This is a genomic window from Rhodococcus sp. IEGM 1372 (assembly GCF_030056835.1).
Taxonomy (GTDB): Bacteria; Actinomycetota; Actinomycetes; order Mycobacteriales; family Mycobacteriaceae; genus Rhodococcoides.
In genome coordinates this window covers 1-20,603 of record NZ_JASHKS010000011.1, presented here as the reverse complement: position 1 = coordinate 20,603, position 20,603 = coordinate 1, and the positions used below count along the sequence as shown (strand labels likewise).

General features: G+C 65.0%; 25 protein-coding genes. 15 read left to right on the top strand and 10 right to left on the bottom strand.

Annotation, left to right across the window (positions count from 1 at the left end):
* Window positions 1-115 precede the first annotated feature (115 nt).
* From QM590_RS12165 to QM590_RS12155, 3 genes are all read left to right on the top strand, one after another.
* The gene (locus QM590_RS12165; protein ID WP_269595133.1) at window positions 116-991 is read left to right on the top strand and encodes a 3-hydroxybutyryl-CoA dehydrogenase; all 876 of its coding nucleotides are present in this window, start codon (window positions 116-118) and stop codon (window positions 989-991) included.
* Between the two features lie 90 nt (window positions 992-1,081).
* Window positions 1,082-1,357, top strand: a complete 276-nt coding sequence (locus QM590_RS12160; protein ID WP_068046176.1) for a DoxX-related protein — start codon at window positions 1,082-1,084, stop codon at window positions 1,355-1,357.
* A 96-nt stretch (window positions 1,358-1,453) separates the two neighbouring features.
* On the top strand, window positions 1,454-2,494 hold the full coding sequence (locus tag QM590_RS12155) for an NAD(P)-dependent alcohol dehydrogenase (RefSeq protein ID WP_068046175.1): 1,041 nt from the start codon (window positions 1,454-1,456) through the stop codon (window positions 2,492-2,494).
* Window positions 2,495-2,573: 79 nt separating this feature from the next.
* Here QM590_RS12155 and QM590_RS12150 read toward each other — a convergent pair whose 3' ends face one another.
* Window positions 2,574-3,431: a PPK2 family polyphosphate kinase gene (locus tag QM590_RS12150; RefSeq protein ID WP_269595134.1), complete on the bottom strand. Its 858-nt coding sequence runs from the start codon at window positions 3,429-3,431 to the stop codon at window positions 2,574-2,576.
* A gap of 33 nt (window positions 3,432-3,464) precedes the next feature.
* Here QM590_RS12150 and QM590_RS12145 point away from each other — a divergent pair, with 33 nt between their 5' ends.
* A complete protein-coding gene (locus QM590_RS12145; protein ID WP_068046196.1) occupies window positions 3,465-3,926 on the top strand; it encodes a PPOX class F420-dependent oxidoreductase in 462 nt (153 codons plus the stop codon).
* Window positions 3,927-3,993: 67 nt separating this feature from the next.
* Here the strand turns inward: QM590_RS12145 and QM590_RS12140 are convergent, their stop codons facing one another.
* Complete coding sequence (locus QM590_RS12140; protein WP_269595135.1) at window positions 3,994-4,983, bottom strand: iron-siderophore ABC transporter substrate-binding protein; 990 nt, start codon at window positions 4,981-4,983, stop codon at window positions 3,994-3,996.
* A 16-nt stretch (window positions 4,984-4,999) separates the two neighbouring features.
* Window positions 5,000-5,545, bottom strand: a complete 546-nt coding sequence (locus tag QM590_RS12135) for a type 1 glutamine amidotransferase domain-containing protein (RefSeq protein WP_188078704.1) — start codon at window positions 5,543-5,545, stop codon at window positions 5,000-5,002.
* Window positions 5,546-5,607: 62 nt separating this feature from the next.
* Here QM590_RS12135 and QM590_RS12130 point away from each other — a divergent pair, with 62 nt between their 5' ends.
* Window positions 5,608-5,784 (top strand): hypothetical protein, encoded by a 177-nt coding sequence (locus tag QM590_RS12130; protein WP_188078705.1) that lies wholly within the window; start codon window positions 5,608-5,610, stop codon window positions 5,782-5,784.
* On the opposite strand, the gene QM590_RS12125 is transcribed toward QM590_RS12130, so the two are convergent.
* Entirely contained in the window at window positions 5,781-6,521 is a 741-nt protein-coding gene (locus tag QM590_RS12125; protein WP_068046163.1) for a TetR/AcrR family transcriptional regulator, read from the bottom strand. The genes QM590_RS12130 and QM590_RS12125 overlap by 4 nt on opposite strands.
* Before the next feature lie 73 nt (window positions 6,522-6,594).
* Between QM590_RS12125 and QM590_RS12120 the strand changes: the two genes are divergently transcribed.
* From QM590_RS12120 to QM590_RS12100, 5 genes are all read left to right on the top strand, one after another.
* On the top strand, window positions 6,595-7,869 hold the full coding sequence (locus QM590_RS12120; protein ID WP_188078706.1) for a DUF445 domain-containing protein: 1,275 nt from the start codon (window positions 6,595-6,597) through the stop codon (window positions 7,867-7,869).
* A 73-nt stretch (window positions 7,870-7,942) separates the two neighbouring features.
* Window positions 7,943-8,410 (top strand): helix-turn-helix domain-containing protein, encoded by a 468-nt coding sequence (locus QM590_RS12115; protein ID WP_052047273.1) that lies wholly within the window; start codon window positions 7,943-7,945, stop codon window positions 8,408-8,410.
* Window positions 8,403-9,191 carry a heparin-binding hemagglutinin gene (locus QM590_RS12110; protein ID WP_269595136.1) on the top strand — a complete coding sequence of 263 codons (789 nt, stop codon included), beginning with the start codon at window positions 8,403-8,405 and terminating at the stop codon, window positions 9,189-9,191. Before QM590_RS12115 ends, QM590_RS12110 begins: the two co-directional genes overlap by 8 nt.
* Window positions 9,192-9,258: 67 nt before the next feature.
* The gene (locus tag QM590_RS12105) at window positions 9,259-9,552 is read left to right on the top strand and encodes a DUF2516 family protein (RefSeq protein WP_068046153.1); all 294 of its coding nucleotides are present in this window, start codon (window positions 9,259-9,261) and stop codon (window positions 9,550-9,552) included.
* Window positions 9,553-9,629: 77 nt separating this feature from the next.
* Window positions 9,630-10,661, top strand: coding sequence for an alpha/beta fold hydrolase (locus tag QM590_RS12100; protein WP_269595137.1), 1,032 nt, complete (start codon window positions 9,630-9,632; stop codon window positions 10,659-10,661).
* 3 nt (window positions 10,662-10,664) lie between these two features.
* Here the strand turns inward: QM590_RS12100 and purU are convergent, their stop codons facing one another.
* Window positions 10,665-11,549 (bottom strand): formyltetrahydrofolate deformylase, encoded by an 885-nt coding sequence (purU, locus tag QM590_RS12095; protein ID WP_269595138.1) that lies wholly within the window; start codon window positions 11,547-11,549, stop codon window positions 10,665-10,667.
* A 13-nt stretch (window positions 11,550-11,562) separates the two neighbouring features.
* Window positions 11,563-12,405: a class I SAM-dependent methyltransferase gene (locus tag QM590_RS12090; RefSeq protein ID WP_269595139.1), complete on the bottom strand. Its 843-nt coding sequence runs from the start codon at window positions 12,403-12,405 to the stop codon at window positions 11,563-11,565.
* Between the two features lie 59 nt (window positions 12,406-12,464).
* On the opposite strand from QM590_RS12090, the gene deoC reads away from it, so the two are divergent.
* The gene (gene deoC / locus QM590_RS12085; protein ID WP_411741329.1) at window positions 12,465-13,118 is read left to right on the top strand and encodes a deoxyribose-phosphate aldolase; all 654 of its coding nucleotides are present in this window, start codon (window positions 12,465-12,467) and stop codon (window positions 13,116-13,118) included.
* Between the two features lie 61 nt (window positions 13,119-13,179).
* Here the strand turns inward: deoC and QM590_RS12080 are convergent, their stop codons facing one another.
* The gene (locus tag QM590_RS12080) at window positions 13,180-13,926 is read right to left on the bottom strand and encodes an LmeA family phospholipid-binding protein (RefSeq protein WP_269595140.1); all 747 of its coding nucleotides are present in this window, start codon (window positions 13,924-13,926) and stop codon (window positions 13,180-13,182) included.
* A 110-nt stretch (window positions 13,927-14,036) separates the two neighbouring features.
* Between QM590_RS12080 and QM590_RS12075 the strand changes: the two genes are divergently transcribed.
* A complete protein-coding gene (locus QM590_RS12075) occupies window positions 14,037-14,624 on the top strand; it encodes a type IV toxin-antitoxin system AbiEi family antitoxin domain-containing protein (RefSeq protein WP_269595141.1) in 588 nt (195 codons plus the stop codon).
* Window positions 14,625-14,676: 52 nt separating this feature from the next.
* On the opposite strand, the gene QM590_RS12070 is transcribed toward QM590_RS12075, so the two are convergent.
* The 3 genes from QM590_RS12070 to QM590_RS12060 form a co-directional block, all read right to left on the bottom strand.
* A complete protein-coding gene (locus QM590_RS12070; protein WP_269595142.1) occupies window positions 14,677-15,375 on the bottom strand; it encodes a class I SAM-dependent methyltransferase in 699 nt (232 codons plus the stop codon).
* A gap of 143 nt (window positions 15,376-15,518) precedes the next feature.
* The gene (locus tag QM590_RS12065) at window positions 15,519-16,022 is read right to left on the bottom strand and encodes a DUF2505 domain-containing protein (RefSeq protein WP_032380350.1); all 504 of its coding nucleotides are present in this window, start codon (window positions 16,020-16,022) and stop codon (window positions 15,519-15,521) included.
* 11 nt (window positions 16,023-16,033) lie between these two features.
* Entirely contained in the window at window positions 16,034-16,543 is a 510-nt protein-coding gene (locus QM590_RS12060; protein ID WP_269595143.1) for a DUF2505 domain-containing protein, read from the bottom strand.
* A gap of 57 nt (window positions 16,544-16,600) precedes the next feature.
* Here QM590_RS12060 and QM590_RS12055 point away from each other — a divergent pair, with 57 nt between their 5' ends.
* The 3 genes from QM590_RS12055 to QM590_RS12045 all read left to right on the top strand — a co-directional run bounded on the left by QM590_RS12055 (window position 16,601) and on the right by QM590_RS12045 (window position 20,511).
* Window positions 16,601-17,617, top strand: coding sequence for a UDP-N-acetylmuramate dehydrogenase (locus QM590_RS12055; RefSeq protein WP_269595144.1), 1,017 nt, complete (start codon window positions 16,601-16,603; stop codon window positions 17,615-17,617).
* Between the two features lie 62 nt (window positions 17,618-17,679).
* Window positions 17,680-19,230 (top strand): MBL fold metallo-hydrolase, encoded by a 1,551-nt coding sequence (locus QM590_RS12050; RefSeq protein ID WP_269595145.1) that lies wholly within the window; start codon window positions 17,680-17,682, stop codon window positions 19,228-19,230.
* Window positions 19,231-19,314: 84 nt separating this feature from the next.
* On the top strand, window positions 19,315-20,511 hold the full coding sequence (locus QM590_RS12045; RefSeq protein ID WP_269595146.1) for a L,D-transpeptidase: 1,197 nt from the start codon (window positions 19,315-19,317) through the stop codon (window positions 20,509-20,511).
* Window positions 20,512-20,603 lie beyond the last annotated feature (92 nt).

Genomic DNA, 20,603 nt, shown 5'->3' with positions numbered 1-20,603 from the left:
TTTCGTTGCGGGCCGCCTGATTTGTACAACGAAGGTCTTGGGCGTACCCCGGAAGAGTTACCCTCATCTCACCTTGAAGCTGTTGTGCTGCAACATTATTCGCTAGGAGTTTGCTGTGACGGTCGAGAGGGTGGGGATCGTCGGAGCGGGGCAGATGGGGGCAGGAATAGCCGAGGTGTGTGCCCGCGCCCATGTCGACGTGTTGGTCCACGAACAGACCCGCGAACTGACCAACGCCGGACGCACCCGCATCCTGAGGTCCCTCGATCGCGGAGTGAGCAGCGGCAAGATCACCGAACGCGAGCGAGAGCATGCCGCGGCCAGGCTGCGATTCACCTCCGACCTCGCCGACTTCGGCGATCGCCAACTCGTCGTCGAAGCAGTACTCGAAGACGAGAAGATCAAGGCCGACATCTTCGCCGAGCTCGACTCGGTGGTGACCGACCCCGACGCCGTCATCGCCTCGAACACCTCCTCCATTCCCATCGTCAGCCTGGGAGCCGCGACGACGGCACCCGGCCGCGTCGTCGGTCTGCACTTCTTCAACCCGGTCCCGGTACTGCCACTCGTCGAACTCGTCACCACCGACCTGACCGCACCGGCCGTGGCCGACCGCGCCGAGCGCTTCGCAGGCGACGTTCTCGGCAAACAGGTCGTGCGCTCGGCCGATCGCTCGGGCTTCGTCGTCAACGCGTTGCTCGTGCCGTATCTGCTCTCTGCGATTCGCATGGTCGAATCCGGATTCGCCACCAAGGAAGACGTGGACAAGGCGACGGTGCTCGGTCTGGCGCACCCGATGGGGCCGCTCGCACTCGCCGATCTCGTGGGGCTCGACACGGTCAAAGCCATTGCGGACGCCATGTATTCGGAGTTCGGAGAACCTCTCTTCCTGGCGCCCCCGCTACTGCTGCACATGGTCGAATCGGGGCACGTGGGCAAGAAGGCCGGAGCCGGGTTCTACCGCTACGAGAACGGCCGGATCGCAAAGTAGACGCCGCGGCGGGCGGGTTGCCCCGCGACGGTCATCGGAGCGCTATTGTCGGTCTGCGAACGCAGTCACTTCGATCACAGGAGCGTGTCAGTGAGCAAGTCCACGAAGTCGAACGGTGTGGTTCCCAAGGCATTCGGGATCGGGTTGGCCGCGACCGGTGCCGCCCACTTCGTGGTGCCGGAGGCGTTCGAGGGAATCACCAAGCTCCCGTTCCCCAAGGACACTCGAACCTGGATCAGTCGCAACGGAGCCACCGAATTGGCCGTCGGCGCGGCGATCGCATACCCCGGGACGCGTAAGATCGGACTGGTCGGTCTGGTGGCGTACGTTGGGTGGCTCGGCATCAATATCGCCAAGAACAGCTGACGTTACTGTTGCGAACGACTCGTTTAGAGCAGGAATAGCCTGGTCGAGGCGGTAGCTGCCTTGCGCTCGCACTGATGCGTAGGTAGCAATATAGATATGACTTCAGCTACCGCTTACCAGGCCACCGCTCCGGACGCCCCGCTCGAGAAGGCGACGATCGAGCGGCGCGCCGTCGGACCGAACGACATCCTCATCGACGTCAAGTTCGCCGGCATCTGCCACTCCGACATCCACACCGCCCGTAACGAGTGGGGCGGCACCACGTACCCCGTCGTTCCCGGGCACGAGATCGCAGGCATCGTGGCCGAGGTCGGCTCCGAGGTGACCACCCGCAAGGTGGGCGACCGCGTCGGCGTCGGCTGCTTCGTCGACTCCTGTGGCGAGTGCGAGGCGTGCAAGGACGGCGACGAGCAGTACTGCACCAAGGGCGTCGTACAGACCTACAACTCGGAGACCTACGAGGGCGAGTTCACCCACGGCGGCTACTCCACCCAGATCGTCGTGACGGAGAAGTTCGTCCTCGGCATCCCGGAAGGCGTCGAGCTCGACGTCGCCGCACCCCTGCTGTGTGCAGGCATCACGCTGTACTCGCCGCTCAAGCACTGGGGAGCCGGCCCCGACAAGAAGGTCGCCATCATCGGTATGGGCGGCCTCGGACACATCGGCGTCAAGATCGCCCACGCCATGGGTGCGCACGTCACCGTCCTGAGCCAGACCGACGCCAAAGAGGCCGACGGCAAGGCCTACGGTGCCGACGAGTACTACGCAACCAAGGACACCACGGCGCTGAAGGATCTGCAGGGCAAGTTCGACCTGATCCTCAACACCGTCTCGGCGAACCTGCCGATGGGCAAGTACCTCGGACTGCTCGCCCGCAACGGCACCCTCGTCGAGCTCGGCGTTCCCGAGAAGCCGCTCGAGGTGCCCGCCTTCAACCTGCTGGCCAACCGTCGTTCGTTCGCCGGTTCCATGGTCGGCGGCATCGCCGAGACCCAGGAAATGCTGGACTTCTGCGCCGAGCACCACATCGGTGCCGAGATCGAGGTCATCCCGGCCGAGAAGATCAACGAGGCCTACGACCGCGTCATCAAGTCCGACGTGCGCTACCGCTTCGTGATCGACGCAGCCACGCTGTAACTGTCACCTTGGACGAGTGAATGGTCCGTTGACCTGCCCAGACGGGGGTCGATGGACCATTCACGCTTTCGAAGTGGGTTCAGCTCTCGGCCAGTCGCTTCTTCTCGTGCTCGACGTCGAAATCCGCAGGCGGCCAATCGAGATCGAGCTTCTCCAACGTGTCGATCAGGATCTCCGTGACGGCCAAGCGGCTGTACCACTTGCGGTCGGCGGGGACGACGTACCAGGGCGCATGGTCGAAATCCGTGCGATCGAGAACCCGCTGATACGCCGCCCGGTACTGCGCCAGGAATCCACGCTCGGTGACGTCGCCCGGGTTGTACTTCCAGTGCTTCTCGGGTCGGTCGAGTCGCTCCTGCAGTCGCTTCTTCTGCTCGTCCGCCGAGACGAACAAGGCCACCTTGACCACGACGGTGTCCTCGTCGACCAATTCCTTCTCGAAGGCGTTGATCTCGTCGAATCGCTTCTCCCACACCTGCCGCGGCACCAGATCGTGAACCGCGACGACGAGAACGTCCTCGTAGTGGGACCGATCGAACACCCCGATCCGGCCGGCCCGCGGAAGTGCCTTGCGGATGCGCCACAGGTAGTGGTGTTGCTTCTCTTCCTGAGTCGGCACCCCGAACGAGGCGAGGTCGACGCCCTGCGGATCGACCATCCCGATGACGTGTTTGACCATGCCGCCCTTGCCTGCGGTGTCCATGCCCTGCAGCACCAGCAGAACCGACTTGGTTCCGCCTGCGCGCCCGTGGGCATAGAGCTTTTCCTGCAGCGCTGCCAGCACTGCACCGCGCTGCTCGAGCACGTCGTTGCCGTGCGCTTTCGCGCCGTCGAAACCCGGAGTTGCCGTGAAGTCGATGTCCTCCACACGGGGAGAGGAACTGGCCCGCAGCACATCGACGGGAGAAAGAGTCCACAGTTTCGACTTGTCGGCCATAGGCGAGAAGACTACTTCTCTACCATGGGATTCATGGCCCCTACCATTGCAAAAGCAGAGACCGTGTCGCGTGAGCAACTGCTCGAATTCGTATCTCCGCGGCACCACCACACCCTGATCACCCGCAAGCGCGACGACGGTCTGCAGGTCTCCCCGGTCTCGGCCGGAGTGGACTCGGAAGGCCGCATCGTCATCGCCACCTATCCCGAGCGCGCGAAGGTGCACAACATCCGCCGTAATTCCGCCGTCACGGTGCTGGTGCACAGTGACGACTGGAACGGCGACTACGTCCAGGTCGACGGTACGGCCGAGATCATCGATCTTCCCGACGCCGTCGAGCCGCTGGTTGAGTACTTCCGCAGCATCGCCGGCGAGCACTCGGACTGGGACGAGTACCGCGCGGCGATGGTGAAGCAGGGAAAGTCGTTGATACGCATCGTGATCGACACCTGGGGACCGATCGCCGCGGGTGGATTCCCACCAGGGAGAGTGTGAAAAGCCCCCGGGCAGGGTGTAACAAGCCCGCCAGGGAGGGTGTGACGATCCCCGGCGGGCTTGTGATCTAGCCCTTCAACGGTGCCGCGAACAGTGGCACCGCGTTTTCCAGTGCGTATCGGGTGCCTGCGACCGAGGCGGCCGAGAAGGCGTTGGACAGGTTCGTGTCACCGAGGACCACGAGGCGTCCGTCCCGTGCCGACGGCAGGCCCTGGATCGACGGGTTGTCGGTGATCACCTCGGGTCCGGTGCCGATGGGAAACATGACGGTGAGGTCGGCGTCGAGAGCGGAGATGTTCTCCTCGGACAGTTCGATGCTGAACGCTCCGGGCTCGGCGCGGTCCTGGACGGCCGGTGTGTTGGTCAGGCCGAGCGATTCGAGGAAGTCGACGCGGGTGTCGCCGCGGACGTAGGCACCGACCTGTCCGCTGTAGAGCGTGCCGACGGCGACGGTCTTGTCGGCGAATTCGGGGTTGGCCGCGATGGTGTTTTCGAACAGTGCCTCGGTCTCGTCGACGAGCTGCTTGCCCTCGTCGACCTTGCCCAGTGCCTGCGCGACGATCTCGGTCTGTCCGTCCCAGGTGGTGCCGTAGGCGACGTCGGTTCCCGGAGGTGCCGCGACGGTCGGTGCGATGTCGGACAGGTCGTCGTAGACAGCCTTGTCGTTGGTGCTGCGCGTCCACAGAATCAGGTCCGGTTCCAGAGCCGCCACCGATTCCATGTTCACGTCGAAGGTGCCGACGATCGTGGGGTCGGTGTCGTAGGACTCGTCGACCCATGGACCGAGGCCGTTGCCGCCGACGCCGAGCCAGTCACTGGCTCCGACGGGTTGTACACCGAGGGCGAGCGCAGTTTCGGCATCGGACCAACCGAGTGCGACCACTCGCTGCGGGTTCGCAGGGACTTCGACGTCGCCGAACATGTCGGTCACGACGACACCGCCGGCCTCGGAGGAATCGGCGCTGTCGCCGTCGCCGGCGTCGGAGCTGCATGCGGAAAGGGTGAGAGCGAGGGCGAGGACTGCCGCAGGCAGAGCCAAGGAACGAGAAATGCGCATAGGGCACGCTAACCTATCAAGCGCTGAAATGCTCCACGATCTTCGCGCAGAAGGCGGGCAGGTCGTCCGGGTTCCGGCTCGAGATCAGATTGCCGTCGACGACCACTTCCTCGTCGACGACCGTGCCACCGGCGTTGCGAATGTCGGTTCGGATGCTCGGGTAGGACGTCAATGTCCGGCCCTTCAGAACGTCGGCTTCGACGAGTGTCCAGGCCCCGTGGCAAATGACGCCGACGGGCTTGCGGGCTTGTACGAACGAGCGGACGAACTCCACGGCGTCCGCATCGACGCGGAGTTGATCGGGATTGGTGGTTCCGCCGGGCAGGATCAATGCGTCGAAGTCGTCGGCCGAGACGTCGGCGACCACGCTGTCGACGGTGAAAGTGTCTGCGGCATTGACGTCACCCTCCATGGCTTGGATGTCGCCGTGGTCGAGCGAGACCAATGTGACTGAGGCCCCGGCCTTTTCGACTGCTTCGCGGGGCTGCACCAGCTCGACCTGCTCGACGCCGTCGGTGGCGAGAATCGCGATGCGGCGTCCGGTCAATGTTTCGGTAGTCATACCTTCTCGGATGTCCGACCGGGCCTGATCTCAAACTGACGAGCGATGGTACGAATGGAGACATGAGCGACTCACCCATCGAAACCCCGACCGAGGATCGCGTCGAACAGAATCTCCCGGTCGCAGACGAGCCGGACGAGCCGAACGTCGACGATCTGCCCATCGAGGCCGACGCCCGTGACGTGCTGGATCAACGAGCAGAAGTGCCCGTGGACGACGACGGGTACGACGAGCGCTAAGGCGTGTTCGGCTCCTCGTCGACCAACGGATGTGGCTGTGACTTGAATTTTGCGGGGGAGCCGTCGGCCATCGCGACCCCGTGGATTCCGCCCCACATCATCATGCAGAGGTAATCGATCAGATCGTCCGCGGACATCGACTTGTTGGAGATCCACCAGTGCGTGGCCAACTGGACCGCGCCGACGATGGCGAAGGCCCACGGCACCGAACCACCGGAATCCATTTCGCGTTGCCGTAGGCGTTCGCCCAGCACCGTGGACAGCAACTCGGCGATCATCCGCTCGGACTCGGCGACGACATCGCGGTTGTTGCCGGCGTTGTTCGCCATGACGTAGAGGTAGACCTCGGGATCGGTGGCCACTGTCTCGACGTAGGCGGTCACGACGATGCGGGTGAGCTCGTACTCGTCGAGTTCGTGTGCGATCGCCGAGTAGATGCGCGGGGCAAGCGTGGTCTCGACGTACCGAGACATGGTGGCGCTCGTCAGATCGTTCTTGTCGGTGAAGTAGCGGTAGAGCACCGTCTTGGAGATACCGATCTCCGACGCGATCTCGTCCATCCCGATCTCGCGGCCGCGCAACCGGATCGCGGCCAACGTGCCGTCGACGAGCTCTTCGCGGCGGGCGATCTTGTGCTCACGCCAACGACGTTTTCGGCCGTCCGGCTTCTCGACCTTCGGCTTGTCCTCGCTCGGCTCGGACTCGTCCAGCTTTGCCTCCGTCGTATTTCTCGCCACAACCCCACCCTATGCGCCTTGTCCGACACCATTGCAGGCTGCGTCCGGTTGGTCTGCCGAGATTCTGGGCACAATGTCGGTTGTGCAGCTCATGAACTTCGACGACGAGACCAAACGTCGCGACCTCCGCAAGATGAAAACAGTGGCGACGGGCTTTCTCGTCTTCGCATCGATCGTCTACCTCTTCTGCCGGTGGCAGGAGTCGACGGGTGCCGGTGCATGGGTCGGATACGTGCGCGCGGCGTCGGAGGCCGGAATGGTCGGCGCGCTCGCGGACTGGTTCGCGGTGACTGCGTTGTTCAAACACCCGCTGGGGATCCCGATTCCGCACACGGCTCTGATCAAGAAGAAGAAGGACCAGCTGGGCGCGAGCTTGAGCTCGTTCGTGGGCAGCAACTTCCTCGCCCCCGAGGTGGTGTCCGAGAAGGTCGCGTCGGCGCAGGTTCCGTTGCGGTTGGGTACCTGGCTCGCTCAGCCCGACAACGCCGAACGCGTCGCGGCCGAGGCGGCGACCGTGTTGCACGGCGTCGTCGACGTGCTCAACGACGAGGACATCACCGCGGTCATCGACAGCACCATCGTGCGGCGTCTCGCCGATCCTCAGTGGGGCCCGCCCATCGGCCGGATCCTCGACGAGTTGCTCCGCGAGAACCGTCAGCTGCCGTTGATCGACATGCTCGCCGAGCGCGCCCACCAATGGGCTCTCGGCAGCCAGGAGATGATCGATCGCGTCGTGGCGCGAGATTCCCCGAACTGGTCGCCGAAGTTCGTCGACACGCTGCTGGGGGAGAAGGTCTACAAGGAACTCGTCGAGTTCACCTGGAAGATCAGGTCCAACCCCGAGCACGACGTGCGTCTGGCCGCCAACAAATTCTTGGTCGACTACGCCAACGATCTGCAGCACGACCCGACGACCATCGAGAAGGCGGAGAAGCTCAAGGCGCAGATCATGGGCCGCGAGGAGATCACCGGGCTCGCGGCGGCGACCTGGAAGGTGGCCAAGCGGCTGATCACCGAGTCGGTCGACGATCCGACGAGCACGCTGCGCACCAAGATCAAGGAGAACACCGTCAACCTCGGCGTGCGGCTCCGCGACGACGAGGAACTGCGCGGAAAAGTGGACGGTTGGCTGCTCGGTGGGGCGAGCTACATCGCCGCGAACTACGCCGACGAGATCACCACGATCATCGGTGACACCGTCGCTCGGTGGGACGCTGAGGAAGCGAGCAAGAAGATCGAACTGCAGGTCGGACGCGATCTGCAGTTCATCCGGATAAACGGAACCGTCGTCGGATCCATCGCCGGACTGGCCATCTACACGATCTCGGATCTGATCTTCGGGCACTAGTGCTAGCAGAGTGCTTGCAATAGTTAGCACCCTTCGGTACCGTCCAGTAGGACACCGAAAACAGGAGGCCGAGATGGCCGATGACGAGGGGGATCTGGTCGCCAAGGCGACCGAGGCGACGCAGGTCGTCGCCGAGGCGGGGGATCTTGTCGCCGCAGTCGTGACGACTGCAGCTCAGGACATCGGAAGCTACATCCGGTCGCAACGGGAAGCCGCGCAGGTATCGATGCGGCAACTCGCCAGCCGAGCCGGAGTGAGCAACCCCTACCTGAGCCAGATCGAACGCGGACTGCGCAACCCGTCCGCAGAAGTGCTAGCGCAGATAGCCAAGGGTCTGCGCGTCTCCTCGGAGGTGCTGTACGTCCGGGCCGGGATCTTGGAAGCGCGTCCCCACGGTCCGGTGCGCGAAGCTCTGCTCGGCGATGAGCACATCACCGAACGGCAGAAGCAAGTGCTGATCGAGATCTACGACTCGTTCTGTCGTGAGAACGAGTCGACGCAGGAGCCCGAACCCGACGAACAGGAGACACCCGATGTCTGATTCCAAGAACTTCGAGAACGTCAAGACCCCCATCTTCGCCGCCGTCGGCGCGGGCGACGCAGTCGTCCAGGCAGTAGCGGACGTCGTCGCTCAGGTGCGTTCGCGCGCCGAGAGCCGCACCAGCGAGGTCAACGCCCGCATCGCCGACCTCTCCGAGGACGTCACCGAAGGCGTCGAGAGCCTGCGCGAGCGGCTCGCGAACCTGCCCGCAGAGCTTCCCGACGAGATCGCCGAACTGCGCGAGCGCTTCACCCCCGAAGAGCTCCGCAAGGTTGCCGAGGCGTACCTCAAGGTCGCCTCCGACCTCTACACCTCGCTCGCCGAGCGCGGCGAAGAGACCGTCGAGCGCATCCGCCGCACCCCGGCCGTCGAAGAGGGCCTCGAGCGCGCCAACACCGCAGCCAACGACGTCGTCGATCTCACCGAGCAGGCCCTCGGAACCGTCGCCTCGCAGACCCGCGCAGTCGGCGAGCGCGCCGCTGCTCTGGCCGGCATTGCGTCGGACAAGGTTCGTGAAGGCGCCGACGAGATCTCCGAGGCCGCCGACGAGCTCGCCGAGAACATCGACGAAGCAGGCGACGAGGCCAAGGACAAGGCCGTCGAAGCTTCCGACAAGGTGAGCGGCGTGGCAGGCAAGGTCGAGGCCAAGACCCGCAGCAGCGCGAACTCGCCGATCAAGAAGACCCCGGCTCCGGCCAAGAAGACGGCTCCGGCACCGGCGGCCAAGAAGACCGCCCCGGCTCCGGCCAAGAAGGCTCCGGCGAAGAAGACCACTCGCTAAAGCATTCGTAAAGAAAACGACCCCTGCGCCGCGCGGCGCAGGGGTCGTTTCTCGTACACTGGCGCACGTGAGCATCGCCGGCAGCTTCAGCTACTACATCCTGACCTTTCTCCAGATCCTCGGAGTGGTGGGCGCAGGATTCGCGATCTTCCACGCACTGCGCCAGCGCCCCGACGCGTTTCCAGCAGTGGACAAGCTGACGAAGACCAAATGGCTGGCCATTCTGTTCATCGGTCTACTGCTCATTCTCGTCTCGGGTGTGATCGGCTTCCTGGGCATCATCGGCGTCGTCGCCGTGTGCGTGTACCTCGTCGACGTCCGTCCCAAGGTCGACAGCATCCAGCGCGGACCCCGCTGGTAGGTAAGTCGCATCGACGCCCACTTCGGTGTGGGCGTACCCTCTACCGCACCCGCTCGGGGGGACACAGGTAGAGGGGAATGTCAGTGGTTTCACGCAAGGTAATCGAACGCGCGCTGCTCGGAGTGGGCAGCGCGGCCGCGGCGGCCTCTGTCGGTGCATTCGTCGTCCGGCGGCGTCGCCTGCACTCGTTCACCAAGACGACCGACGTGCAGCCCGACGAGTTGCTCGCGCGCCCCACGTTCGAACCACACATCACCGAGGTGGTCACCGACGACGGTGCGCACCTGCACGTCCGTAGCTACGGGGACGCCGATGCCGAACCGATCGTCTTCAGCCACGGGTGGACCTGCTCGGCCGATTACTGGTACCCGCAGATCAATGCCCTTGCCGGCCGCTACCGCGTCGTCACCTACGACCAGCGCGGTCACGGTCGAAGCGACGTCGGGACGCGACCGCTGAGCCCCGACGTGCTGGCCGACGACCTCTCCGCGATCCTTTCCGCCACGGTGGCCGAGGACAACAAGGCCGTCATGGTGGGACACAGCATGGGCGGCATGTCCATCATGGCCTGGGCCGGCAACTATCCCGAACAGGTCGACCGACTCGTCAGCGCTGTGCTCCTCGCCAGCACCGCGACCGACTCCCTGATTCGCGAAACCACCGTCATCCCGCTGCCGCAACGCTTTCCACGGGTCCCTACCCCGGTGGGGCGCGCGGTACTCGGCTCGGCACTTCCGCTGCGGCCGTCACCGGTGGTGCGCCAAGCCATCAAGTACATCTCGATGGCACCCGGAGCGACACCCGCCGAGGTGGCGTTCTGCGAGAAGATCGTCCTCGAATGCGCCCCGCGCACCCGCGGTATCTGGGGTGCAGCGCTCACCGACCTCGACATCCGCGAGGCCCTGGCGAACATGTCCGTCCCCACCAGCGTGCTCGTCGGATCAGCCGACCGCTTGACCCCACCGGTGCACGCCCGCAAACTCGCCCGCGCCCTGGACGATCACGATCACCTGAGCAGACTGATCGTCATCCCCGGCATCGGACACATGAGCTCCGTCGAGGCAATCGACGAATTCAACACCGAAGTGGTTCGGCTCCGGAATCTCTAGCTTTCAGCTGAACACCACGGTCTTGCGGCCGTGCACCAGGACACGATCCTCCAGGTGCCACCGCAGACCGCGGGAAAGCACAAGCTTCTCGATGTCGCGACCCTGACGCACCATGTCGACCACCTCGTCGGAATGATCGACGCGGATGACGTCCTGCTCGATGATCGGACCCGCGTCGAGCTCGGCCGTCACGTAGTGGCACGTCGCACCGATCAGTTTCACGCCCCGCGCGAATGCCTGGTGGTACGGACGAGCGCCGACGAACGACGGCAGGAAGCTGTGATGGATGTTGATGGCCCGGCCTGCCCAGTGCGCGCACAGCGACTCGGGGAGAACCTGCATGAACCGTGCCAGCACCACCGCGTGCGGGTCGTAGGAATCGACCAGCGACCGCACCTCTTCGAAGGCAGGACCGCGCTCGGCCGGATCCTTCGGGAACTCGACGTGATGGAACGGTGTGCCGTGTGCGGCGGCGATCGGCTCTAGTGACTTGTGGTTGCCGATCACCGCGGAGATCTGAGCGGGCAGTTCGCCGCCCGCGGCGCGGCCGAGGAGGTCGTGCAAGCAGTGTGCTTCCTTGCTGACGAGCAGGACCACGCGCTTGGGCTCGCCCGAATCATGAAGTGTCCATTCGGTTTCCGGGCCGAGTTCGGCGGCCACCGCGGCGAAACGTGTGCGCAGCTCCTCGATGCTCATGTCCACTGACGACGCGCGTACGGCCTGCCGGGTGAAGAACCACCCGGTGTCGGGATCGGCGTGATAGGCGGCCTCGACGATCCATCCACCGACCTCGGCGAGGAAGGTCGAGATGCGGGCGACGATGCCCGTCTTGTCGGGGCAACCGAGCGACAGAACGTAACGGCGATCCTCGGATACGGAAGAACTCATAGCGCCGATTGTCTCAGGGCGTCCGCACCCCGGTTGCCACCAGTGTCCCGAGATCGATCGAGTCGATTCCACGCTCGGTCAGCAGCGCGGAGAACTCGGCACGGATCCGCGTCCGGGTCGCATCGTCGAACGGTGTCAGTGCGCCCCGCATCGCGCTGCCCAGCACGAGATCCCACACGAACGACTCCGTCGCGGGAACGTGGTTGGACAGCTCCACGACCTCGACATCGGTGGTGCCTGCCGCGGTGAGCCATGCGGACAGAAGCTCCGCCGTCTCCATCCGCCGGATCGGGTGCTTGTCGTAACCGTCCTGCGCGAGTGGCCCGTCGTGCTCGCTCGGCCGCGAATGCGCGCCGATCACCTCGAAGTACGTGCCCGCGAACGCCTCGATCGCACCCTTGCGCCACACCGTCACCCCGACGCGACCGCCCGGACGAACCAGAGCCACCAGACGAGCGAAATCCCCCTCGGGATCGGGCAGAAAGAAGATGCCGTACGAACAGGCCAACGCGTCGTAGCCGGCATCGGGAACCGTCGACGGCGGCTCCCACTCGGTGGCGTCGGCGAGGACGAAGTCGATGTTGCGCAGCGCGCGATCGGTGGCTTTCACGCGGCCCACCTCCAACAGGTCGTCGGCCAGATCGATGGCATGCACGAGACCGTCGGGGCCCACGGCCGCCGCCGCGGGAATCGCCGACGCCCCGGTGCCGGAACAGACGTCGAGAACCGCGTCCCCGGTGGCCAATTCGAGCGCGAAGGCGAGCGACTGCCCGGCCGGGCCCCACACCTGCGGCGTCAGGCCGTCGAACTCCCTGCTGGTGGCGTTGAAGGTGGCGGCGAGCGACGCTGCGGTCATGACCGAAAATCGTAGACCGACAGGGTTACGAATGGCAGAGCTGTGAAAAGCTGGACCGCATGACACTCACCCGCGCCGCCCTCGCCGGAATGGTCGACCACACGCTGCTCAAGCCCGAAGCCACCCAGGCCGACGTGGCCGCCCTCATCGAGGAAGGCCGCGAACTCGGAGTGCTCGCGGTGTGCGTATCGCCCTCGATGCTGCCGATTCACGCCGAGGGAATGCTCACCGCCGTCGTCGCGGGATTCCCGTCGGGCAAGCATCACTCGTTGATCAAGGGATCCGAGGCCAGGCTCGCGGTGCAGCAAGGTGCCGACGAGGTCGACATGGTGATCGACGTCGGCGCGGCCATCGCGGGGGACTACAACGCGGTGCTGGCCGACATCGTCACCGTCCGTGAAGGGATCGCCGGAAGCGCTGTCCTGAAGGTGATCATCGAATCGGCAGCACTGTCCGACGAGGCGATCGTCGAGGTGTGCCGCGCCGCCGAGAAAGCCGGTGCCGACTTCGTCAAGACGTCCACCGGATTCCACCCGGCCGGCGGCGCGAGCGTCGAGGCCGTGCGATTGATGGCAGAGACCGTCGGCGGGCGACTGGGCGTCAAGGCCAGCGGCGGCATCCGCACCACGGACGCCGCCCTGGCCATGATCGACGCGGGCGCAACACGATTGGGACTGTCGGGAACACGTGCGGTACTCGACGGATTGGGCTAGAGCGACTGCGTCGCACGTGCACGGAAACTCGTAGCAGGCTACGAGGTTCCGCGCACGTGGGTTATGCGACGAGCGAGCAACCCTCGGGAGTCGGCTGGTTCTGATCCTGCTGGGTGACCGGAATCGTGTACTGCCCGCCCTCGAGGGTGAGCTCGATGCCGCTGTCGGTGACGGTCAGCGACGTCGGAGCCATGTCCAGCGGGTAGGCCTGCAGGCTGTCGGTCAGCACGCCGACGACCGAGTCGACCAGATCGGTGGGAATGCCGAGACCCAGGATCGACGCGTCGACGGTCTGGACGTCGACTCTGCCGTCCACGACCTCCGGCTTGACGGTCAGATTCGCCAGAGCGCCGACGGCGAAGTCGAGGGTGCCCGCCGAGGCGTCCGAGGTGACGCCGGAGACGATCGCGCCGATGCCCTGGCTCTGCAGGGTGCGGGTGATGCCGTCGGTGGACCACGAGATGTCCGCACTCGAGCTGCCGATGGTGCCGCCGGAGTCGGCGGTCTGCGTCAGATTCAGGTCACGTGCCTCGGCCTGAACGACCATGCCCTCGGCGGGTCCGAAGCGTGCGTCGTTGCTGTCGACGGTCACCGAGGAGACCTTCTTGTCCACCAGTGAGAGCAGGACCGGCTTCAAGCCGAGACCGACCTCGACCTGGCTGCCGAGCTCGGATTCGAGCTGACCGGCGAGGCAGGATTTGATCTGCTGACGCACGAACAACTCGCCACCGATGACGGCGACGAGGAGGACGACAACGACGGAGACTGCGATCAGCGGTGCTGTGCTGCGCCTGGCTGTGGATGACATTCCTGGCAGTCTTCCCGATGATTCTGAGCAAGCTCTGTGAAACTCGCCGAACCTGTGTAGCCGGTACCAAAGTTTGTGACCTGTAACACATTGTGACGTACTCTTGCGTTATGAGTACGACAGGACCGAGCGTGCACGAGCTGCACTCGTTGGCCACTCGTCAGGACGGCTATTTCACTGCCGAGCAGGCCGCTGAGCTCGGCTTCGATTCTGCGATGGTGCGCGTCAATCTGGCCACGAACACGTGGACTCGCGTCGAGCGCAACCTGTTCCGACTCGGCCAGTGGCCCCACAGCGAACTCGAAGTGTTCGCCATGTGGTGCGCCTGGTTCGGCGGCGAGGCCGTGATCTCGCACCAGAGTGCGGCCGAGCTACACGGATTCGGGCACCTTCACCCGCAATTCGTGCACGTCTGCGCCTTCGGCGACCTACGACTGACCGACACCAGGCTGGCGGTTCATCGTCTGAGGCTCGAGCCACGGGACGTCGAATCGGCTGGCACGTTCAACCTCACCACCCCGGTGCGCACGGTGCTCGACCTCGCCGCAGGTGGCATCTCGCAGAGCACCCTCGACGAGGTGGTGTGCGACGCCGTCGCGATCGGTCGCGTCGACCCGCACACGCTGTACACCGAGGCCGGAAACAGCACCGATCGAGTGGCCGAACGCGTCGAACTGGCACTGTCCGCCTGTACGTAGCCGCGAAATCGGGTGCAGCTGACCGCGCTCACCGCGGTCAGTTGCACCCGATTCACGGTGTAGGTGCGACCGAGGACCACGGGACCGTGAGCACGTTGTCTCGCATTCGTCGGCGGGGGAGTGTGATCGGAAGACCTTGGTCGGCAAGCACTTTCATGGCCGCGCGCCATCGAATTCGAGGCCCGAACGGTGCCAGCGGTGCCGACACCGACCACGCTCTGTCGGCCCGTCGAAGCAGATCGTGCACGAGCTCACCCTCGATGTTGCGATGAATCAACACCTTCGGTAGCCGCTCCGCGATGTCCGACGGCATCTCGACGTCGAACGGATCCCACGCCAGCGTCAGTGAACGTGGCCCATCGGCGTCGATCAACACCCAGGCGCAGCGTCGACCGAGCTCGTCGCAGGTGCCGTCCATCAGCAGGCCGCCCGGTGCCAGGCCCGACAGAATGCGTTGCCAGGCAGCAGGTACCGCGTCCTCGGGATACTGCCGCAGTACGTTGAACGCCCGGACCAGGTTGGGGCGCAATCCCGCCAGCTCGAAACCGCCGCGGGCGAACTCGACGCCGTCACTCCCCGGAACGACGCGTGCGGGGTCGATCTCCAGACCGGTGACTCGAAGATCGGGCCGGACGGTGCGCAGCCGCCCGGCCAGCTCGAGGGTCGTGTTCGGCATCGCCCCGTACCCGAGGTCGACGACGAGGGGATCGGGCGAGCCCTGCAGTACGCGTCGAACATCGGGACTGTGCATCAGCCACCGGTCACTACGACGCAGCCGATTGATGCCGGTGGTGCCGCGGGTGATGACGCCCTGAGGGGCAGGAGTGGAGCCTGCGGAACGACCCAGATGGGGAGTGGAGCCTGCGGAACGACCTTTGTGAACTGGGCTCAGGGCTAGGCGTTCTTTTCGAGCCAGTCGGCGGTTACTTCGCCTTCGCCGCGCCACAGGTCGATGAGGTTGACGAGCATGAGTTGCTCGAGCTTGCCGCCGATGAACGGCAGGAAGACCTTGGCCTCGGAGGAGGTGCGCAGCGTCGAACCGCCGTTGGTGGGGAAGAGCGAGGTGGTGCCCTTCAGTGAGCCGGGTCCGGCCGGAATCGACGCGTCGTAGTGGCCCGCGGTGACTTCCTCGTAGGCGTCGAAGTGCACGTTGCGGGTGATGACCATGTCTTTCTTCATCACCGTCTGCGCGATGTCGGGCAATTCGGTGCGCGGGATGACGTGGTGCATCACGATGTCGATTCCGGCGTCGGACACCTCGAAGCTCTTCAGCTCGTTCTCCGAGTACTTACGCATCTCCTCGATCCGCGCATCCCAGTGATCGCGACTGGAGAGCGCTGCATAGACCTGCTGCGTCGAGTGGGTGAACCGGGCGGAGTAGTTCATTCGGCGAGCCATAGTGCGCCAGGCTAGCCGTTGCCCTGCGCGGCGATCCAGTTACCGGTGAAGTCCTGCTCGTTGTCGATGAGCGAGAGCACCTGCTCGCTGATCATCGCTTCGATCTTGCCGCCGAAGATCGGGACCTTGACCTCGGTGGTGCCGGCCAGCGCGATGGTCGTCGTGTCGCCGGTGGCGTCGAGCGTGGTGGTGCCGGTGATGCGGGCCGGTGCGCCTTCGACGGTCGCTCCGAAGGTGCCGGCGGCGTGGGTACCGTCGAACGGTCCCCAGCTCTCGGTGCGTTCGATGATGAGGTCGCCCTTCTTGAACGCAGTCACCGCGGCCGGCAACTCCTCTTCGGGGACGGCCTGGGTCATGACGACGTCGATGGTGCCGTCGCCGACGGTGATGCTCTTCACGCTTGCGCTGGGGCCGCCGATCTGCTCGATGCGGTCCTTCCAGTACTGCTCGGACGTCAGTGCGGCGTGGACCTTGTCGGCGGAGGCGGGCACAGTCGAGCTGTGCTCAATGGGGCGAGGCATCCCCGCAGGTTACCGGGTGGGTCCGACGCTTGTGTGCGACCGGTAGCGTGAGAGTCCGTGCCTACTGCAATTTCGGAGCTCACCACCATTCGGGTGGGCGGCCCGGCCCGTGAATTCTGCGTCGCGACGACGGGCGACGAGTTGGTCTCCCTCGTGCGCGACGCGGATCGCGCGGGGACGGACGTGCTGGTCGTCGGCGGTGGATCCAATCTGGTCGTCGGCGACGAGGGGTTCGACGGCCGGGTGATTCGGGTGACCGGTTCGCGGCTGGAGATCGACGGCGAGATCGTCACGGTCGACGCCGGCGTCGAGTGGGATGCCGTCGTGCAGGCGACGATCGATGCGGGACTGTCCGGCATGGAGGCGCTGTCGGGCATTCCCGGAACCACCGGCGCGACGCCCATCCAGAACGTGGGCGCGTACGGCGCGTCGACGTCGGAGTTGTTGCACGCTCTCACCGTCTACGACCGTGAGAGCGAGGAGACTTCGGTGTGGACGCCGGAGCAGTGCGGATTCGGAACGCATCGGTCGTCGGTGTTCAAGCGGTCCTCGCGGTACGTGATCTTGGATGTGACGTTCGCGCTGAAGAAGACGACCGAGTCGCTTCCGGTGCGCTACGCGGCGTTGTCGGAGCGACTCGATGTGCAGATCGGCGACGTCGTACCGGTGCCGGACGTGCGCGCGGCCGTGCTGGCTCTGCGCGGCGAGCGGGGGATGGTGCTCGACGCGAGCGATCACGACACGTGGAGCGTCGGATCGTTCTTCCTCAACCCGGTACTGCCCGAGGTGCCCGAGGCCGCTGCGCACGCGCCCAGCTTCCCCGACCCCGCGGGAACCAAGATTCCGGCCGCATGGCTGATCCAGAATGCGGGCTTTCCGCGCGGTTACGGCACCGAATTCGGGCGCGGCACTGCGGCGTTGTCGTCCAAGCACGTGCTGGCCGTCACCAACAGGGGTGGGGCCACCGCGTCGGACATCATGGCGCTGGCTGCGCACGTGCGAGACGGCGTGCAGGAGAAGTTCGGCGTCACGCTCACGCCCGAGTGTGACCTCGTCAACTGCGCGCTCGGTTAGGGCAGGTCGAAACGGCGCATACGATGGAGCTTTGCAAGTGAAAGCTCGTAGGAGGTAAATCAGTGCAGGTCACCAGCGTGGGACATGCGGGATTCCATATTCGGACCGACGCCGGAAGCATCCTGTGCGATCCGTGGGTGAACCCGTCGTTCTACGCGTCGTGGTTCCCGTTTCCCGACAACTCGGGCCTGGACTGGGACGCCCTGGGTGATTGCGATTACCTCTACGTCTCGCACCTGCACAAGGACCACTTCGACCCGAAGAACCTGGCCGAGCACGTCAACAAGGACGCCACGGTTCTGCTGCCGGATTACCCGGTGCTCGATCTCAAGCACGAGCTAGAGAAGCTAGGGTTCCACAAGTTCTACGAGACGACGGACTCGGTCAAGCACACGATCTCCGGGCCCAAGGGCGATCTCGACATCATGATCATCGCGCTGCGTGCGCCCGCCGACGGTCCCATCGGCGACTCGGGTCTGGTCGTCTCGGACGGCAAGACCGTCGCGTTCAACATGAACGACGCGAGGCCGGTGGACCTGGACGTGATGACCGAGAACTTCGGTCCCGTGGACGTGCACATGCTGCAGTACTCGGGCGCGATCTGGTACCCGATGGTCTACGACATGGTCTCGCGCGCGAAGAAGAACTTCGGCATCCAGAAGCGTCAGCGCCAGATGGATCGGGCGCGCCAGTACATCGAGCAGGTCGGCTCGACGTGGGTGATTCCGTCCGCGGGCCCGCCGTGTTTCCTCGACGACGAGCTGCGCTCGCTCAACGACGTCTACGGCGACCCTGCCAACGTGTTCCCGGACCAGATGGTGTTCCTCGAGCAGATGCGACTGCACGGGCACGACAAGGGCCTGCTGATGATGCCGGGCACCGCCGCGACGTTCGACGGTTCCGAGTTGATCTCCCACGAGCACCCGATCCCCACCGCTGAGGCCGAGGCCATCTTCACCACCGGCAAGGCCGACTACATCGAGGCCTACGCCCAGCGTCAGGCGTCGGTCATCGCTGCCGAGAAGGCAGCCTGGGCTCCGGCCGAGGGCGAGCCACTGCTCGAGCCGATGCGAGGCCTGTTCGAGCCGATCATGGCCCAGACCGATCTGATCTGCGACGGCATCGGCTACCCCGTCGGAATCACGATGGGCGACGAAACCGTCGTGCTCGACTTTCCGAAAAGAATTGTGCGCGAACCGATCTCGGACGAGAAGTTCCGCTACAGCTTCACCATCCCGCCGGAGCTGGTACGCACCGCCATACGCGACCAGGAGCCGGACTGGGTCAACTCGATCTTCCTGTCCACCCGCTTCCGGGCCCGACGCGTGGGCGGCTACAACGAGTTTCTCTACACGTTCTTCAAGTGCCTCACCGACGAGCGCATCGCCTACGCAGACGGTTGGTTCTCCGAGGCGCACGACGACACCGCCACGATCACGATGGGCGGCTACGAGATCCAACGCCGCTGCCCGCACCTGAAGGCGGACCTGACGAAGTTCGGCATCGTCGAGGGAAAGAAGCTCACCTGCAACCTGCACGGATGGGATTGGAACCTCGAGACCGGCCGCTGCCTCACCTCGAAAGGCCACGAACTGCGCACGCGCAAACTCTGAGTCATTCCGCAGGCTCCACTCCTGCACCTGTGAGACTGCCCCCAAAAATCGGGGTAGTTCGCAGACGCAGGTACGTTGGACAACGTGCATGAGCAGGTAGAACAGACAAAACGGACGCGCACGGTGTGGTTGATCGCCGTGCTCGTCGCGTTGGTGGCACTCGTGGCAGGCTGCACCGTCGGATCGGGCGATGGCAACTCGGGTGCCGCGGCCCCGACCACCGAGGCAGCTCCCGTCGCCCAGGTCACCGAGAACCCGGTCGCAGGTGCCGTCGACGTCAGTCCCGTCGCGCCCATCTCGGTCTCGGTCGCCGACGGAACGCTCACCCAGGTGGCGTTGACCAACCCCGACGGCAAGGTCGTCCAGGGCGCGCTCTCGCCCGACAAGACCTCGTACGCCGTCACCGAGCCCCTCGGCTACGGCGTGCAGTACACGTGGTCCGGCACCGCCCTCGGCAGCGACAACAAGACCGTCGACATCACCGGGGCCTTCACCACCGTCGAACCCGACAGTCGTACGTCGGTGAGTACCAACATCGGCGACGGCCAGGAAGTCGGCATCGCTGCGCCGATCATTCTGCAGTTCGACTCGGCGATCGAGGACAAGGCGGCCGTCGAGAAAGCGTTGACGGTGACCACCAACCCGCCGACGCCCGGCGCGTGGGCCTGGTTCCCGGACGACAACGGCTCGCGCGTGCACTGGCGTCCCACCGACTACTGGGCTCCCGGCACGACGGTCTCGGTGGTCGCCAAGCTCTACGGCGTGAACTACGGCGGCGGCGCTTACGGTGCCGACGACGTCACCCTGAACTTCAGCATCGGACGCAGTCAGGTCGTCATCGCCGACGCGACCAGCCACCGCATGCAGGTGGTGCGTGACGGCGCGACGATCATGGACATTCCCGTCAGCTACGGCGAGGGCAACGAGGACCGCAACGTCACCCGCAGCGGCATCCACGTCGTCACCGAGAAGCACGAGGACTTCCTGATGTCCAACCCTCCGTTCTACGAGAACGTCCGCGAACGCTGGGCGGTGCGCATCTCCAACAACGGTGAATTCATCCACGCCAATCCGCTGACCACCGGTGTGCAGGGCGCGTCGAACGTCACCAACGGGTGTATCAACCTCTCCGACGCCGACGCTCAGCAGTACTTCCAGACGGCGATGTACGGCGATCCCGTGGAGGTCACCGGAACGCGCATCGACCTCTCGGCAGCCGACGGCGACCTGTACGACTGGGCCATCGACTGGCCGACCTGGGAGTCGATGAGTGCGGTGTGAGCGCTGCGCGCAGGTGAGCGGAAACTCGTAGCAGGGGTCGGGCGGATTCGAGCGGTGGTCGCAACGGGCCTGATCATTAGGGATGTTTGCGA